Raw genomic sequence first — 15,486 nt, forward strand, 5'->3', positions numbered from 1 at the left:
CTCACGGACGGGTGGCGGTCACCTGGCGCATGCTCCAGCGGAAGGGGAGCGTGCCGTCCGCGAGCCGCAGCGGCTCCACGGCGCGAAGGAAGTCCGCCTCGAGCGCGTCGCGCGCCGACTCGGAGAGCCGGTCGGCGTCGTAGGTCCGCGTGAGGGAGTCCCACACGAGCTCCGGGGGGCCGTCGCCCTGGACCTCGAGGTTCTGGATGTGGAGCTCCGTGAAGTCGCGGAACAGCTCCGCCAGTCCCTCGGAGGTGCGGACGCGCGGGTCTCCCAGGGGGAGGGGCGCGTTCGGCGTCGTCGCGAGGACGGGCCTCAGCAGGCGCAGGTATTGGTCGAACGCCTCGTTCCGGAGGGGGCCTCCGCCGATGACCATGGACACGCGTCCGGTGGGCTTCAGCACGCGGCGAAGCTCGGAGAGCACGGTCTCCACGTCGTCCATCAGCATGAACGCGAGGTGGCTCAGCACGAGGTCGACGCTGGCCTCCGGGTAGGGGAGCGACTGGGCCCGGCCGTGCGTCAGCGTGGCGGCGTCCTTCAGCCGCGTCCGCGCCGCCGCCAGCTCGTGTTCGCTCAGGTCGATGCCCAACAGCGAGAGGCCGCGCTGGTGGCGTCGAGCGAGCAGCTCCAGGAGATGACCGTCGCCACAGGCGAGGTCGAGCACCACCAGGGGCGCTTCACCCCGAGGCACCTCTGACTCCAGGAGCGAGTAACTGGAGGGGTGTCCTTCGCCGTTCCTCCACACCGGGGCGCCGCCGAACTCGCGCGACGTGACTCCGGGGAGACGGCGGTGGAAGTCGCGCAGATAGGTTTCGGCGGGGGAGGACATCCGGGAGTCACGCCTCGTTCCGTGCGGTCTCGCGCGGCTTCGCTGTCTGGAGTTGATTCGAGTGTTGGATTCATCCGCCGTTTTGTCAAGTCAGTAGTTGATTGATGAGTTGTTATTGAAGTCGGATTGCGACAGGGGAGGGCGCGGGTATGTTGGGGGGATGGGTGACATCCTGGAGACACATCTGGAGCGCGCGGAGGATGCGCTGGCCCGGAATGATGGCGAGGGGGCGCTCGGCCATCTGCTGGAGGCGTGGAAGGAGTGTCGGGCGGCGCCCCTCATCGCGCTCATCCAGCGGCTCTCGGACCATCTGGTCGCGGACCTGACCCCGCTGAACGAGTCCATGGCGCTGTACTGGCACGCGCAGGGGCGCCATGTGATGGACCTGCCGCGAGTGCTGAAGACCTTGCTGTCGGCGGTGACGCGGCATCGCGCTCCTCTGCCGGGAGGGACGCTCGACTGGCTGCGACGACTGTTTCCCGCGGACCCTCGGATGGTTCCCGTGGTGCTGGCCTCCGCCCGGTTTCTCAAGGGCGAGCAGGAAGAGGCCCTGCGGATGCACAACGCGGTGCTCATCTACGTGGAGCCTCCCTATGACGTGGAGCCGCTGCGCGAGCTGCGGGCACGCCTGCCTCGGAACCTGGGGAGGGAAGCCGAGCGGCTCGACACGGTCATCCGCAGAGGGGAGGGCTGGGAGCCGCCCGTGTTGGGCGCGGGTGCCCAGGAGCGGTGTGAGGTGCTGGTGGCGGCGGTCGAGGCGCGCATCGCCGTCAAGGCGCGTTCCTCGGTGACTCGCGAAGCGCTGCTCGCTCGAGTCTATGCGTCACCGGAGGATGACGCGGCGCGGAGGGTGTTGGCGGATGTCCTGCTCGAGGAGGGAGACCCTCTGGGGGAGTTCATCTCGCTCCAGCTCGCGAGTGAGCCGGACACGGAGCGGATGGAGCGTCTCCTCGAGTTGAACCGGGCGCGATGGGAGATGCCCCTGGGGCCGGGGCTCGACCCGAAAGGCACTCGCTTCGAGCGAGGCTTCCCTGTGTCGGTCCTGATGAATACCGCCGATATCCCCGAGCCACCGGCGGCCTGGGGCACGGTGGAGGAGGTCCGTTGGTCTTACTCCGGCGTCACGTCGGGGGGGCAGATGCTCAACTCGCCCGTGCTGCGCCAGGTCAAGTCGCTGCGAGGGGTGGGTGGAAACTCCGTGTGCGAATTGAAAGCGCCATCGGCGTCCGCCCTTCAGCGGCTGTCATTGGGGACCACGGAAGGGAAGGGGTTGGTGGAAGTCCTGGCGGCCCTGCCCCGATTGAGATGGCTGGATGTGAGCGGTGGAGAGCCGGAGTTTGTCGCCCGGTGTCTGGAGTCCTCCCTGGCTTCGACGCTGGAGTGCTTCGAGGCGCACGGTAGGGTGATGCACATTCATCCGCTCGCACTGGGGCCGGCGCAATCGAAGTGGAGCCTGTCGCTCGAGCGGGACGCGGAGGTCCCTGTCACGCTCGTCCTGGAAGACGTCCGTGACGTGGAGGCGTTGGTCCCGGTGCTGCGTGCCGCCAGGAGGTTCAGTTCCCAGGCGCTTCGGGTCCGCCTCTGCTTTGAATGGGGGCTGGGGCAGACCCACGATTCCGGGGCGGAGGTCTCCGCCCTGTTTGCCCGGGGCCGGGCCATGCTGGAGGCGGCGGCTTCCGCCTACTCGCGAGTCCTATGGGGCTAGAGGTCCCGTGCTCGCTGGCGTCGCTGCGTGGTCATGTGCTCCGCCAGTTCCTCGCGAAGCCTGTCCGCGTGAATCGCGCTCTCGTAGTGGAGCGTCAGCAGGTTCTCGCGCTGCGTCGCGTAGCCGAAGAGGGTGACCTCCGTCGCGGGGGCATGCCAGCCGGCGATCACCACCTTGCCGTCTCGGGTGGTGCGGTCCCCGGACTCCGGCGCGTCGTCGGCTGGCGTGGGCTGCTCAGTCGAGGAGGTCTCCTTGACCTCGGGGGGCGCCTCCGGCGTGGCAGGGGGCTGGCTCACCAGGGACGCCGCGGACTTGATGAGCAACCCCGCCAGGTCGATGGACTCACGATACTTCTGCACGCGTCGTGTATCCCCTCGACGCCAGGGCTTTCCATACTTGGAGGTCAGCAGGTCCACCATCTCCGTGTGGTCCTCGGTGATGTCCTTGCTCTCCGTGAAGCGCACGAAGACAGCCCCCAGCTCTCCCTTCGCGAAGAGCAGGAACACCTGGGCGGGTTGCTCGGCGAGCACCGTGGAGAAGACCAGGTCTCCGCGAGGCGTCGCCTGTGCCTGGGGATACGAAATCAGGGCCTCTTCACGCGACATGCCCCAGCGCGTGGACTGGAAGCCCGCTCCACTGTGGTGGCCCGCCTCTTGATGTGCGGTGCGAATGGCGGCCCGCCGCTCCTGCGCCGTGGGCCCTTGCGAGCCAGCGGTACAACCCACCATCAGGAGCAGCACCCACGCATGACGATTCATCGAAGTCATCTCTCCATTCCTCCGGAAGCACGGCGTCTGGCATTCAGCACGCGGAAGTCCCCCCGGAGAGTCCCTTGTCAACCACCTGCAATCCGGTGGCGGAGCGTATTCCAGCATGCGCCCCAGGGCCACGGTTCAATGTGTTGCGCATGCTGCCGCGTGCGATGGTCCTGCAATGAGTGACACCCTGGAGCTGCATCTGGAGCGAGCGGAGGCGGCGCTGGCTCGGTGGGAGGGGGATGCGGCGCTCGGTCATCTGTTGGAGGCGTGGCAGGAGTGTCGGGCGGAACCCATCATCGCGCTCATCCATCGACTCTCGGAGTTCCTGTACGCGGGGCTGCCGCCGCTGGACTCCTTCGTGTTCGAGAAGTCGGAAGAGGGTGCTCGCCACCCCATGGACCTTCCACTTCTCCTGGAGGGCCTGCTGAGGAATGCGACGAGCGACGGCCTCTGTATTCGCCTGCGGGTACTCGACCTGCTGCGCCGACGCTTCCCCGCGGACCCTCGGATGGTCCCCGTGGTGTTGGCCTCCACCCGTCTTCCCGATGCCGAGCATGTGGACAACTTGCGGATGCACAGCTCGATGCTCATGTACATCGGGCCCCCCTATGACGTGGAGCCGCTGCGCGAACTGAAGGCGCGCCTGCCTCGAGACATCGGGCGGGAGGCCGCGCGGCTCGACAAGGTCATCCGGATGGGGGAGCGCTGGGCGCCCCCCGTGTTGAGTGAGCCTGTCCAGTCGCGGTGCGAGGTGTTGCGGCAGGTCGTCGAGGCGCGCATCGACAGGGTGTCTCGTTCCGCTGCGACCCGCGACGCGCTGCTCGCGCGAATCCACGCGGCACCAGCGGACGACGAGCCGCGAAGGGTGTTGGCGGACCTCTTGCTGGGGCAAGGTGACCCGCTGGGCGAGCTCATCTCCCTCCAGTGCGAGAGTGAGCCGGACGAGGCGCGTATCATCCGGCTCCTCGAGGTGCATGGGGCGAGGTGGGAAGCCGCCCTGGGGCCGTATGTCGAACGGGGACACACCCGCTTCGAGAGAGGCTTCCCGGTGGCCGTCCAGGCCCGTCACCACCCGTTGGTAGGTTTCCCCCTGGAGTTCGTCGAGCCCGGGGCCGCCTGGAGCACGGTGGAGGAGATTCGCATGGGCATGAGCGGCCTCCACGAGGCCATGGTGTGGGGCCTGATGCTCCAGTCTCCGGCGCTGCGGCACGTGAAGGCGCTGGCGCGGTTTCCCGGAATGGCGGTCGAGGCCCTGACGGCGCCTGGCGAGTCCTCCCTGCGGCGCGTGGAGCTGACGAACACGGAGGGGGTCGGGGTCGAGAAGCTGGCGGCGCTGCCTCGACTGGAGTGGTTGAAGGCCACCACGGACGGGCCGCGGTTCGTTGTCCAGTGTCTGGAGTCCTCCTTGGCTTCGAGGTTGGAGTACTTCGAGGCGAGCCGGCGGCCGGAGCCCTACGATGAACACAGGCGTGAGCCGGGCTCGGTGGCGTGGCGCATGGTGCTCGACAGGGGGGCGGAGGTCCCGGTCTCGGTCACTTTGGAGAACCCGGATGATGCGGAGGACCTTGTCGCCATCCTTCGTATCGCCACGCGCTTCAGCACGCACGCGCTTCGGGTGTCCTTCCGCTTCGGTTGGATGCCCGCGCACGAGAACATCACGGCACCGGAACTCGCCCCCCTCATCGCCCAGAGCAGGGCGTTGCTGGAGGAGGCGGCTTCCGCCTACGCACACGTCATCTGGGACGTGGAGTAGGTCTTCCGGACTCCGGGACGCGAGGCCGTCGACAGTTCGTCTGTCCACCAGGGCCCCTCAACCTGCACGACGCTCGGGGCCTTGTCGTGCAGGTTGCAATCCCCCTTCGCCGCATCTGCGCGCAACCGCCTGGAATGCCTAGGGTTGTCGTGAGGGGGGACTGGTACGAGCGGTGCTCAAGCGGGGGGCACGCTCATGTGGCCCATCGACACAGCTCCGCTGCTCTTCTCCCTGCTGCTCCAGCAGGCCGACGTCTCTCCCTCGCACCTTCAGCAGGACCCGGACGCCCGGGCCACCGCTGAGGAGGAGGCCCCGAGCCTCCTCTCGCGCCTGAAGCCGGAGGGTGGCGTCGACGTGTACTACGCCCACAACTTCAACCAGCCCGCGCACTCGGCCAACTTCATCCCCGGCACGGGCACCAGCGCGAAGCGCGATGGCGAAATCGCCCTCAACCTCGCCTCGCTCGGCGTGAGCCTCGCCCCCGAGCCCGTGGGCTTCAAGGTGCTCCTCGGCTTCGGCACCGGCGCGGAGGTCGTCCACGCCGCCGAGCCCGAGGGCGTCTCCACCGGCCCCGACCTGTGGCGCTACATCCAACAGGCGTCACTGTCCTTCGCTCACGGCCCCGTCGTCCTCGAGGCCGGCATCTATCCCAGCCACATCGGCTTCGAGTCGTTCCAATCCCAGCTCAACTGGACCTACACCCGCTCGTGGATGGGCGAGCTGTCGCCCTACTACCAGACGGGCCTCAAGGGCACCTGGACGCTCGACCCGAAGTGGAGCGTGCAGCTCCACCTCCTCAATGGCTGGCAGACCATCGGCGACAACAACCACGGGCTCGCCGTGGGCACCCAGGTCGCCTACTCGGGCGACCGCTTCTCCGCGTCCTTCAACACCTTCATCGGCGAGGAGGGCACCGAAGGCAGCGATGGTCTGCGCCTCTTCGCGGACGTCGTGGCCACCTATCGCGTCACGGAGGTACTCCGGCTCGCGGCGACCGCGGACGTGGGCACGCAGCACATCCCCGGAGGCGAGCGCGCGGACTGGTACGCGGCTGGCGTCAACGCCCGCTACCAGCTCGCCGAGCCCGTTGCCCTCGTCGGCCGCGCCGAAGTCTATCGAGACGCCGACGGCCTCATGACCGGCACCGAGCAGACGCTGACCGCGGGCACCCTCACCCTCGAGGTGAAGCCCGCGACGCCGCTCGTCCTCAAGCTGGAGGCCCGCTACGACCACTCGACGCAAGACGTGTTCGCGGGCCGCGCCACCACCGATGAAGGCACGCCCGTGCCGAAGGACTCCGAGACGCTCGTCGTGCTCGGCGCCACCGCCTACTTCTGAACTCCCGAGCCTGGAGCTGCTCCATGGATGTCGTCCTCTTCCTCGTCACCGTCGGTTTCTTCGCGCTCGCGTGGGCCTACACCCACGGCTGCGAGCACCTGTGAGGTCCCCCCGATGAACTTCGAATACGCCGCCGGCGCCGTGCTCGCCGTGTTCCTCACCGCCTACCTCGTCTACGCCCTGCTCCGCCCCGAGCGCTTCTAGGGGCCTCTCCATGACAATCATTGGCTGGTTGCAAATCCTGTTGTTCTTCGCCCTGCTGCTCGTGCTGACGAAGCCGCTGGGTGTGTATCTCTTCCGCGTCTTCGAGTCGGACGCCCGCCCGCTGCCGAGAGTCCTGGGCCCCGTGGAGCGCGTGCTGCTCGAGCTGACGGGGGCCTCCGAGCGCCGCGAGCAGACGTGGGTGGAGTACTGCGGCGCGCTCCTCGCCTTCAGCGCGGTGAGCCTGCTCATCCTCTACGCGCTCCAGCGCATGCAGCACGTGCTGCCGCTCAACCCGCAGGGCCTGGGCGCGGTGGGGCCGGAGCTCTCGTTCAACACGGCGGCGAGCTTCGTGGCGAACACCAACTGGCAGTCGTACGCCGGTGAGTCCACCCTGAGCTACCTCACGCAGATGGTGGGGCTGGCGTGGCAGAACTTCGTCTCGGCCGCCGCGGGCCTGGGTGTCGCGCTGGCGCTGGCGCGAGGCTTCACGCGCCGCCCGGGGCCGGAGGGCGCCAAGACGCTGGGCAACTTCTGGGTGGATGTGGTGCGCGGCACGCTCTACGTGCTCCTGCCCATCAGCTTCGTCGTGGCCCTGTTCTTCGTCTCGCAGGGCATGCTCCAGAACTTCTCGCCCTACCCGGAGCTGACCACGCTGGAGGGCGCGAAGCAGACGCTCGCCATGGGGCCGGTGGCTTCGCAAGAAGTCATCAAGATGCTGGGCACCAACGGCGGCGGCTTCTTCAACGCCAACAGCGCGCACCCCTTCGAGAACCCGACGCCGCTCACCAACCTGGTGCAGATGCTCCTCATCTTCGCCATCCCCTCGGCGCTCACGTACACGTATGGGCGGATGACGGGGGACTCGAAGCAGGGCTGGGCCCTGTTCGCGGCGATGTCCGTCCTCTTCTTCGCGGGCGTCACCGCCGCGTACGCCGCCGAGTCCCAGCCCAACGCCGCCGTGGCGGCCTCGGGTGTGGCGCAGGGGGGCAACATGGAGGGCAAGGAGGTGCGCTACGGCATCACCGCCTCCGCGCTCTTCGCCACCGTCACCACCGACGCGTCGTGCGGCGCCGTCAACTCCATGCACGACAGCTACAACCCGCTGGGCGGTCTGGTGCCGCTGGTGAACATGCAGCTGGGCGAGGTCATCTTCGGCGGCGTGGGCGCGGGGCTCTACGGCATCCTCATCATGGTGGTGCTCTCCGTGTTCATCGCGGGGCTGATGGTGGGCCGCACGCCGGAGTACCTGGGCAAGAAGATTGAAGCGAAGGAGATGAAGCTCGCGATGCTCTACGTGCTCATCTTCCCGCTGTTCATCCTGGGCCTGTCCGCGGTGGCGGCGGTGATTCCGCAGGGTGTGTCCTCGCTCAACAACGCGGGGCCGCACGGCCTGACGGAGATGCTCTACGCGTTCACCAGTGCCACGGCGAACAACGGCAGCGCGTTCGCGGGTCTCAACGCGAACACGCCCTTCTGGAACATCTCCCTGGGGATGGCGATGTTGGGCGGGCGCTTCCTGATGATCGTGCCCGCGCTGGCCATCGCCGGCTCCATGGTGGGCAAGAAGGTGGTGCCGACAGGTCCCGGCACCTTCCCGACGAACGGCGCCCTGTTCACCGGCCTGCTGGTGAGCGTGGTCCTCATCGTCGGCGCGCTCACCTTCTTCCCCGCGCTCTCCCTGAGCCCCATCGTCGAGCACTTCCTCGCCGGGGCCGGAAAGGTCTACTGAGCCATGAGCTCCCTCTCTTCGAAACCGGCGTCGCTCTTCGACGCGTCGCTCCTCAAGCCCGCGCTGGTGGAGAGCCTCAAGAAGCTCCACCCGCGCGACGTGGCTCGCAACCCCGTGATGTTCGTGGTGTGGGCGGGCAGCCTGCTCACCACCGTGCTGGTGGTGAAGGACCTGGTCTCGCCTCCGACGAGCGGCGCGCCCCTGTGGTTCACCGTGTCGGTGACGCTGTGGCTGTGGTTCACCGTGCTGTTCGCCAACTTCGCGGAGGCGGTGGCGGAGGGGCGCGGCAAGGCCCAGGCCGGTGCGCTGCGCAAGATGCGCAAGGACACCACCGCGCGCCGCCTCGTCGACGGACGCGAGGAGCGCGTCCCCGCGCCCGACCTGCGCAAGGACGACCTGGTGGTCTGCGAGGCCGGTGACCTCATCCCCGGCGACGGCGAGGTGGTGGAGGGCATCGCCAGCGTGGACGAGTCCGCGATTACCGGCGAGTCCGCGCCCGTCATCCGCGAGTCGGGTGGAGACCGCTCGGCGGTGACGGGTGGCACCAAGGTCCTGTCGGACCGCATCGTGGTGCGCATCGCCGTCAACCCGGGCGAGTCCTTCCTGGACCGGATGATTGGCCTGGTCGAGGGCGCCGCGCGGCAGAAGACGCCCAACGAGGTGGCGCTGCACATCCTGCTGGTGGGCCTGACGGTCGTCTTCCTGCTGGCGTGTGTGTCATTGGTGCCGCTGGCGCTCTACTCGGGCGTGGGGCTGTCGGGCACGGCGGTGGTGGCGCTGCTGGTGTGTCTCATCCCCACGACCATCGGCGGCCTGCTGAGCGCCATCGGCATCGCGGGCATGGACCGGCTCTTGCGCAAGAACGTGCTGGCGATGAGCGGCCGCGCCGTGGAGGCGGCGGGGGACGTGGACACGCTGCTGCTCGACAAGACGGGCACGATTACGTTGGGCAACCGCATGGCCACGGAGCTGTTGCCCATGCCGGGCATCCGCATGGAGGACCTGGCGGAGGCGGCGCAGCTCGCCAGCATGGCGGACGAGACGCCCGAGGGCCGCTCCATCGTCACGCTGGTGAAGGACACGTACAAGATGCGGCCTCGCGAGCTGCAGGCGCATCACGCGACGTTCGTCCCGTTCACCGCGCAGACGCGCATGAGCGGGTGTGACCTGGTCGACCCGAATCCACGGAGCATCCGCAAGGGCGCGGTGGACGCCATCATCCAGCACGTGCAGGCGCAGGGCGGCTCGGTGCCGTCGGAGCTGGCGGTGGCGGCGGGGCGGATTGGCGACGCGGGCGGGACGCCGCTGGCGGTCGCGGATGGCGCGCGGCTGCTGGGCATCGTCCACCTGAAGGACGTGGTGAAGGGCGGCATCAAGGAGCGCTTCGACCGCTTCCGGGCGATGGGCATCCGCACCGTGATGATTACGGGTGACAACCCGCGCACCGCGGCGGCGATCGCCCGCGAGGCCGGCGTGGATGACTTCCTCGCCGAGGCCACCCCCGAGGCCAAGCTGGCCCTCATCCGCACCGAGCAGGGCAAGGGCAAGCTGGTGGCGATGACGGGCGACGGCACCAACGACGCACCCGCGCTGGCGCAGGCCGACGTGGGCGTGGCGATGAACACCGGCACGCAGGCGGCGAAGGAGGCGGGGAACATGGTGGACCTCGACTCCAACCCGACGAAGCTGCTGGAGGTGGTGGAGGTGGGCAAGCAGTTGCTGATGACGCGAGGCACGCTCACCACGTTCTCCATCGCGAACGACGTGGCGAAGTACTTCGCCATCCTCCCGGCGCTCTTCATGGGGGTGTTCCCGCAGATTGCACCGCTCAACGTGATGGGCCTGACGTCGCCCTTCAGCGCGATTCTGGCGGCGGTCATCTTCAACGCGCTCATCATCATCGCCCTCATCCCGCTGGCGCTGCGCGGCGTGCGTTATCGCCCGCTCGGCGCGGCGGCGCTCCTGCGGCGCAGCCTGCTCATCTACGGGCTGGGCGGCGTCATCGTTCCCTTCGTCGGCATCAAGGCGCTCGACGTGTTGCTCACCGCGGTGGGCCTGTCCTGAGGACAGTGAAAGGACGTGTCATCATGGTCTCCACTCTCGTTACCGCGCTGCGCGCCTGTGTCGTGACCCTGGTTCTCACCGGGGTGCTGTATCCGCTCGCCGTCACCGGCGTGGCCCAGCTCCTCTTTCCCTCCGAAGCCCAGGGCTCGCTGGTGAGGGATGAGAAGGGCCAGGTGGTGGGCAGCGCGCTGCTCGCCCAGGGCTTCACGCGCGGCGGCTACTTCCAGCCTCGTCCGTCCGCGGCGGGGGCGGGATATGACGCGGCGGCGTCCTCGGGCAGCAACCTGGGGCCGACGTCGCTGAAGCTGAAGGACCGGGCCACCTCGGAGGCCGAGCGCCTGCGCCGGGAGAACCCCGAGGCTCCGGGCGCGGTGCCCGGTGAGCTGGTCACCGCGTCGGGCTCGGGCTTGGACCCGCACCTGTCTCCGGAGGCGGCGCGCTGGCAGGCGCCTCGCGTGGCGAAGGCGCGGGGCGTGGCTCCCGAGCGGGTGCTGGCGGTGGTGGCCTCTCACGTCGAGGGGCGGACGCTGGGTGTGTTGGGGGAGCCTCGCGTGAATGTATTGCTGCTGAACCTGGCGCTGGACCGGCAGTTCGGGCGGCTCGCGGCGGAGCCGGTGGCCCCCACGGGAGTCGCGGGGCCTCCGTGACGCGGGTGATTCTCTTCATGCATTCACTGGGGGGCGCGGGCATTCTGGCTCGCGCCTCCGCCGTGGAGGTCCGAGGGTGACGATGACGACGCGACGCTCGCGCGCGGAGGACTTCCTGGAGCTGGTGGAGCGGGGGCGGCGCGGCCGGCTCAAGCTCTACATCGGCTTCGCGGCCGGCGTGGGGAAGACGTACCGCATGCTGGAGGAGGCCCACGCGCTCGAGCGCCGGGGCGTGGACGTGGTGCTGGGCTTCGTCGAGACGCACGGCCGACAGGAGACGGAGGCGCTCGTCGCGGGGCTGGAGGTGGTGCCTCGCGAGAAGCACACGTATCGCGACGTCACGGTGGAGGAGATGGACCTGGACGCGGTGCTGGCTCGCAAGCCGCAGGTCGTGGTGGTGGACGAGCTGGCCCACACCAACCTGCCCGTGTGCCGGCACCGCAAGCGCTACCAGGACGTGCAGGAGCTGCTGGACGCGGGCATCAACGTCATCGGGGCCTTCAACGTGCAGCACCTGGAGAGCCTCAATGACCTGGTGGAGCGCACCACCGGCGTCGTCGTCCGCGAGACGCTGCCGGACAGCTTCCTGAAGGGCGCGGACCAGGTGGTGAACCTGGACCTGGCGGTGGAGGACCTGCACGAGCGGCTTCGCGCGGGGAAGATCTACGCGGAGGACAAGGTGCCTCGCGCGCTGGAGAGCTTCTTCAAGGGAGAGAACCTGTCCACGCTGCGCGAATTGGCGCTGCGGGAGGTGGCGGAGAGCCTGGACCGGGCCACCGCCGGGCAGTCCTCTCGCCCAGGGGAGGAGGCACAGCAGAAGGGCGCGGAGTGGGGGCGGGTGCTGGTGGCGCTGTCCAGTCATCCTCCTCGCGCGGCGACGCTGCTGCGCCGAGGCTCTCGCCTGGCGGGCCGGCTGAACACGGACTGGTTCGTGGTGTACGTGGAGACGCCTCGCGAGGCGCCGCACCTCATCGACTCGGAGGCGCAGCGGCACCTGCTGACGAACATCGAGAAGGCGAAGGAGCTGGGGGCGGAGGTGGTGCGGCTGCGCTCGAAGGACCCGGTGGAGGCGATCCTCGACTTCGCTCGCTCGCATGGGGTGGGGCACATCATCGTGGGCCGTTCGCATCAGCCCTGGTGGAAGCGGGCGGTGGGGCGCGCGGCGGATGTGCGGCTGTTGCGCGAGGGCGAGGGCTTCGACATCCACGTCGTGGCCTTCCACGCTCCCGACGAGGAGAAGCGCCCATGACGCTGCGGCAGAGGTTGCTGCTGGCCCAGGCGCCGCTGGCGCTCGCGCTGGTGTTGGTGGGTGTGGTGGCGGTCGTCACGCTGGCCCGGCTGGGACGATCGGGGCAGCGCATCCTCCAGGACAACTACCGCAGCGTGCTGGCGACGCAGCGGATGAGCGAGCAGCTGGAGCGGATGGACAGCGCGGCGCTCTTCGTGGTCGCGGGGGAGTACGAGCGCGGGCTCGCGCAGCAGGCCGGACAGCGTCAGGGGTTCGAGTCCGAGCTGCACTTGCAGGAGGGCAATGTCACCGAGCCCGGGGAGGAGGAGTCCACGCGCGGGCTTCGCGCGGGTTGGGAGCGCTACCTGGTGGCGTATGACGCGTTCCTGGCGATGCCCACGCAGGAGGAGCGCAAGGCGGCGTACTTCCATGGCGTGGAGCCGCTGTTCCTGGAGGTGAAGGACGCGGCGTCGGCGATTCTCGCGCTCAACCAGGACGCGATGGTGCACAAGAGCGAGGAGCTGCGCCGGCAGAGCGACCGGGTGAACACGCTGATGGTGCTCGCGGTGCTGGCGGCGTTCGGCGTGGGCTTGTTCGCGTCCACGTCGCTGACGCATCGGGCGCTGCGGCCGGTGTCGGTGCTGTCGCAGGCGGTGCGGCGACTGGGGAAGGGCGACTACTCGGCGCGCGCGGTGGTGGAGGGGCAGGATGAAATCGCGCAGCTGGGCCAGGACTTCAACTCGATGGCGGAGGCGCTTCAGCAGTATCGACGGAGCAGCCTCGGGGAGCTGCTCCAGGCGCAGTCCGCGTCACAGGCGGCCATCGACAGTCTTCCGGACCCGGTGGTGGTGTTCGGCTCGGATGGGGCGCTGCTCAATGTCAACCGCTCGGCGGAGGACGTGCTGAAGCTGTCGCTCGAGGGCGGCGGGGATGTGCTGGGGCGGGTGCTGCCGGAGGCTCGCGAGGTGCTGGAGCGGGTGCGCGGCCATGTGTTGGGAGGGAAGGGGGCGTATCAGCCTCGTGGGTACGAGGAGGCGGTGCGGGTGACGTTGGCGGATGGGGACCGGTGGCTCTTGCCTCGGGGGAGTCCCGTGTATGGCGAGACGGGGGAGGTGGTGGGGGCGACGGTGATTCTCCAGGACGTGACGCGGCTGCGGCGGTTCGATGAGCTGAAGAACGACCTGGTGGCCACGGTGGCGCATGAGTTCCGCACGCCGCTGACGTCGCTGCGGATGGCGGTGCACCTGGTGGCGGAGGGCGTGGTGGGGCCGGTGACGGAGAAGCAGGCGGACCTGCTGTTCGCGGCGCGCGAGGACTGTGAGCGATTGCAGGGCATCGTGGATGACTTGTTGGATTTGTCTCGCATCCAGGCGGGGCAGTTGCAGCTCGAGGTCCGGCGGGTGTCCACGGAGGAGCTGGTGGAGTCGGTGTTGGACTCGCAGCGCTCGTCGGCGGAGGAGCGTGGGGTGCGGCTGTCCCGGCGGGTGGAGCTGGATGCGGAGTCAGTGGACGTGGACCCGGACCGGCTGGGGTTGGTGTTGGGGAACCTGGTGGGGAACGGCGTGAAGCACACGCCCGCGGGAGGCGAGGTGGAGGTGCGGGTGGCGCGAGAGGGGACTCGGGTGCGCTTCGAGGTGCGTGACTCAGGCGAGGGCATCGCGCTGGAGCAGCAGGCGCGCATCTTCGAGAAGTTCTATCGCGCGCCGGGCGCGCCGGTGGGCGGCGCGGGGCTGGGGCTCTCGATCGCGAAGGAGATTGTCCAGGCGCACGGGGGCGAGCTGGGCGTGGTGAGCACGCCGGGGCGGGGGAGCACGTTCTGGTTCACCCTGCCTCAGCAGGCGACGCTCGTGGAGGGGGCGTAGGCGGGCTGGGTGCGGCAGTGAAGTTACGGAAAGACAGCACTGACGAAGAAGGGATCGTTCGGGGCGTTGTCGTACGCATCGCCGAATGTCACGCTGGCTTCTGCCTGAAGCGCGGTGAGGTGGGCTGACCCCGACATCCCGGGGTTGTCGTTGGGTGGCTGCCATGTCCAGTGCGGCTCGGGTGTTCGATTTTGTCAATACGTCCGAGGGGCACCATCCGGGGTGCGAGAGCGCCACTGATTTGCTCAAGGCCACTGCGAGAGTCGCCTGGAGTGTCAGATGGACGCGTCAATGTTCTATCCAGGTCTTTCGCTCACCCCGTGGGCCTCTATCGTTGTGAAATGCCTATCTATGAGGACAACTGGAACTTCTGTGGGCTGTCGATTCCTAAGCCAGACCGGCTCCAGGAGCGCAGTCTTGCTGTTGTCACGATTGAATCGGATGGCGTGCAAGAGGAGCTCCGCAGAGCATTTGGACGAATCAATGCCATCGTAGGGGATGGCTTTCCGAGTGCTGACGAGTGGCGCAACGCTCTGAGCACGCAGGGTCGGTACGGCTATGCCTATACCGGGTACAACTTCTGGCTCATCGAAGGCAACTTCCGGCGTCGGACAGTACTCGAAGGGATAGAGAAGATTCGAGCCAAGCTGGGAGTCGAGAATGTCGTGCACAACGAGAAGCTGTACATGGACATTGTTGGTGTCTTCGTGGGGGCTTCGCGCTTGCTCAAGCGGCGTCTCGCGGAACTGAGGGAGCGCGTCGTTGCCAATCCCCCTCAGGGGCAAGAGGGAGGGCTGGTTCAAGAGGAACCGCCAGACGAAGTGGAGATGCCTCAGAACAATACTCTTGAAGCGGTGGGAGTAAGAAATCGGATTGAGAATCCGGCGAACCGATTGAGGAAATGGCTGCCTCGCCAGAGAGGAAGGAATGTTGTCTACTATCCGGACACCACGGTGAATGAGCGATTTCTCTCGGTGAATGGGCCATCCGCGACAACGCTCGACATGTTGAACTTCGCGTGCGTCATTGGATGCCCTGCCAGGGAGTTACGAGCGTTGGCTTGGGGCTTGTTTGCCTGGTGGCGACTGCATAATCGTCCGAAGGCCTATCATACGTTCAATGAGGCGATGTATGTCTTGAATGACTTCGTCGGTGATCTGCAGTTCATGAGTCTCCCACGTGCGCCCGACCTTGATGGAAACGTGGCCCGACGGCCACCCATGGTGCCTCCGCTGCCCAACAGTCTCGTCTGGCGAGGGCCAGCTCAGAATCATGGGCAGTGACAGTGTCAGCCAGGAGGTTTGCGAGTTTTCGGAACGCCCCCCATCGATTGATCATCCGAACAGGATGACGTTGGCTGCAGAAGGCC

Annotated in this window: 12 protein-coding genes; 10 read left to right on the forward strand and 2 right to left on the reverse strand. The window is 68.0% G+C overall.

All coding sequences use genetic code 11. From position 1 onward, the window contains the following. Position 1 precedes the first annotated feature (1 nt). The gene (locus MYSTI_RS00725) at positions 2-829 is read right to left on the reverse strand and encodes a class I SAM-dependent methyltransferase (protein ID WP_015345768.1); all 828 of its coding nucleotides are present in this window, start codon (positions 827-829) and stop codon (positions 2-4) included. A gap of 160 nt (positions 830-989) precedes the next feature. Between MYSTI_RS00725 and MYSTI_RS00730 the strand changes: the two genes are divergently transcribed. Beyond that, positions 990-2,534 carry a TIGR02996 domain-containing protein gene (locus tag MYSTI_RS00730; RefSeq protein ID WP_015345769.1) on the forward strand — a complete coding sequence of 515 codons (1,545 nt, stop codon included), beginning with the start codon at positions 990-992 and terminating at the stop codon, positions 2,532-2,534. On the opposite strand, the gene MYSTI_RS40390 is transcribed toward MYSTI_RS00730, so the two are convergent. Beyond that, complete coding sequence (locus tag MYSTI_RS40390; RefSeq protein ID WP_052350857.1) at positions 2,531-3,292, reverse strand: hypothetical protein; 762 nt, start codon at positions 3,290-3,292, stop codon at positions 2,531-2,533. The genes MYSTI_RS00730 and MYSTI_RS40390 overlap by 4 nt on opposite strands. 175 nt (positions 3,293-3,467) lie before the next feature. Here MYSTI_RS40390 and MYSTI_RS00740 point away from each other — a divergent pair, with 175 nt between their 5' ends. The 9 genes from MYSTI_RS00740 to MYSTI_RS42795 all read left to right on the forward strand — a co-directional run bounded on the left by MYSTI_RS00740 (position 3,468) and on the right by MYSTI_RS42795 (position 15,400). Next, positions 3,468-5,045, forward strand: coding sequence for a TIGR02996 domain-containing protein (locus MYSTI_RS00740; protein ID WP_015345771.1), 1,578 nt, complete (start codon positions 3,468-3,470; stop codon positions 5,043-5,045). A gap of 195 nt (positions 5,046-5,240) precedes the next feature. Continuing rightward, positions 5,241-6,383: a porin gene (locus MYSTI_RS00745; protein ID WP_015345772.1), complete on the forward strand. Its 1,143-nt coding sequence runs from the start codon at positions 5,241-5,243 to the stop codon at positions 6,381-6,383. Between the two features lie 114 nt (positions 6,384-6,497). Beyond that, positions 6,498-6,587, forward strand: a complete 90-nt coding sequence (gene kdpF, locus MYSTI_RS00750) for a K(+)-transporting ATPase subunit F (protein ID WP_015345773.1) — start codon at positions 6,498-6,500, stop codon at positions 6,585-6,587. Between the two features lie 10 nt (positions 6,588-6,597). Further along, positions 6,598-8,316 (forward strand): potassium-transporting ATPase subunit KdpA, encoded by a 1,719-nt coding sequence (gene kdpA, locus MYSTI_RS00755; protein ID WP_015345774.1) that lies wholly within the window; start codon positions 6,598-6,600, stop codon positions 8,314-8,316. A gap of 3 nt (positions 8,317-8,319) precedes the next feature. Continuing rightward, on the forward strand, positions 8,320-10,380 hold the full coding sequence (kdpB, locus tag MYSTI_RS00760) for a potassium-transporting ATPase subunit KdpB (protein WP_015345775.1): 2,061 nt from the start codon (positions 8,320-8,322) through the stop codon (positions 10,378-10,380). 23 nt (positions 10,381-10,403) lie between these two features. Further along, positions 10,404-11,027, forward strand: a complete 624-nt coding sequence (kdpC, locus tag MYSTI_RS00765) for a potassium-transporting ATPase subunit KdpC (protein WP_015345776.1) — start codon at positions 10,404-10,406, stop codon at positions 11,025-11,027. 82 nt (positions 11,028-11,109) lie between these two features. After that, positions 11,110-12,276: a sensor protein KdpD gene (locus tag MYSTI_RS00770; protein WP_015345777.1), complete on the forward strand. Its 1,167-nt coding sequence runs from the start codon at positions 11,110-11,112 to the stop codon at positions 12,274-12,276. Beyond that, positions 12,273-14,117: a HAMP domain-containing sensor histidine kinase gene (locus tag MYSTI_RS45190; RefSeq protein ID WP_015345778.1), complete on the forward strand. Its 1,845-nt coding sequence runs from the start codon at positions 12,273-12,275 to the stop codon at positions 14,115-14,117. Before MYSTI_RS00770 ends, MYSTI_RS45190 begins: the two co-directional genes overlap by 4 nt. A gap of 341 nt (positions 14,118-14,458) precedes the next feature. Further along, the gene (locus MYSTI_RS42795) at positions 14,459-15,400 is read left to right on the forward strand and encodes a hypothetical protein (protein WP_144369951.1); all 942 of its coding nucleotides are present in this window, start codon (positions 14,459-14,461) and stop codon (positions 15,398-15,400) included. Positions 15,401-15,486 lie beyond the last annotated feature (86 nt).

Origin of the sequence: Myxococcus stipitatus DSM 14675 (assembly GCF_000331735.1) — a bacterium.
Taxonomy (GTDB): domain Bacteria; phylum Myxococcota; class Myxococcia; order Myxococcales; family Myxococcaceae; genus Myxococcus; species Myxococcus stipitatus.

What these genes read in the sequence shown, in the direction of transcription:
- MYSTI_RS00770 (WP_015345777.1), top strand. Translation starts at nt 11,110, where the DNA reads ATGACGACGCGACGCTCGCGCGCGGAGGACTTCCTGGAGCTGGTGGAG.
- kdpF (WP_015345773.1), top strand. Translation starts at nt 6,498, where the DNA reads ATGAACTTCGAATACGCCGCCGGCGCCGTGCTCGCCGTGTTCCTCACC.
- MYSTI_RS00725 (WP_015345768.1), bottom strand. Translation starts at nt 829, where the DNA reads ATGTCCTCCCCCGCCGAAACCTATCTGCGCGACTTCCACCGCCGTCTC.
- kdpA (WP_015345774.1), top strand. Translation starts at nt 6,598, where the DNA reads ATGACAATCATTGGCTGGTTGCAAATCCTGTTGTTCTTCGCCCTGCTG.
- kdpB (WP_015345775.1), top strand. Translation starts at nt 8,320, where the DNA reads ATGAGCTCCCTCTCTTCGAAACCGGCGTCGCTCTTCGACGCGTCGCTC.
- MYSTI_RS42795 (WP_144369951.1), top strand. Translation starts at nt 14,459, where the DNA reads ATGCCTATCTATGAGGACAACTGGAACTTCTGTGGGCTGTCGATTCCT.
- MYSTI_RS00740 (WP_015345771.1), top strand. Translation starts at nt 3,468, where the DNA reads ATGAGTGACACCCTGGAGCTGCATCTGGAGCGAGCGGAGGCGGCGCTG.
- MYSTI_RS00730 (WP_015345769.1), top strand. Translation starts at nt 990, where the DNA reads ATGGGTGACATCCTGGAGACACATCTGGAGCGCGCGGAGGATGCGCTG.
- MYSTI_RS40390 (WP_052350857.1), bottom strand. Translation starts at nt 3,292, where the DNA reads ATGAATCGTCATGCGTGGGTGCTGCTCCTGATGGTGGGTTGTACCGCT.
- MYSTI_RS45190 (WP_015345778.1), top strand. Translation starts at nt 12,273, where the DNA reads ATGACGCTGCGGCAGAGGTTGCTGCTGGCCCAGGCGCCGCTGGCGCTC.
- MYSTI_RS00745 (WP_015345772.1), top strand. Translation starts at nt 5,241, where the DNA reads ATGTGGCCCATCGACACAGCTCCGCTGCTCTTCTCCCTGCTGCTCCAG.
- kdpC (WP_015345776.1), top strand. Translation starts at nt 10,404, where the DNA reads ATGGTCTCCACTCTCGTTACCGCGCTGCGCGCCTGTGTCGTGACCCTG.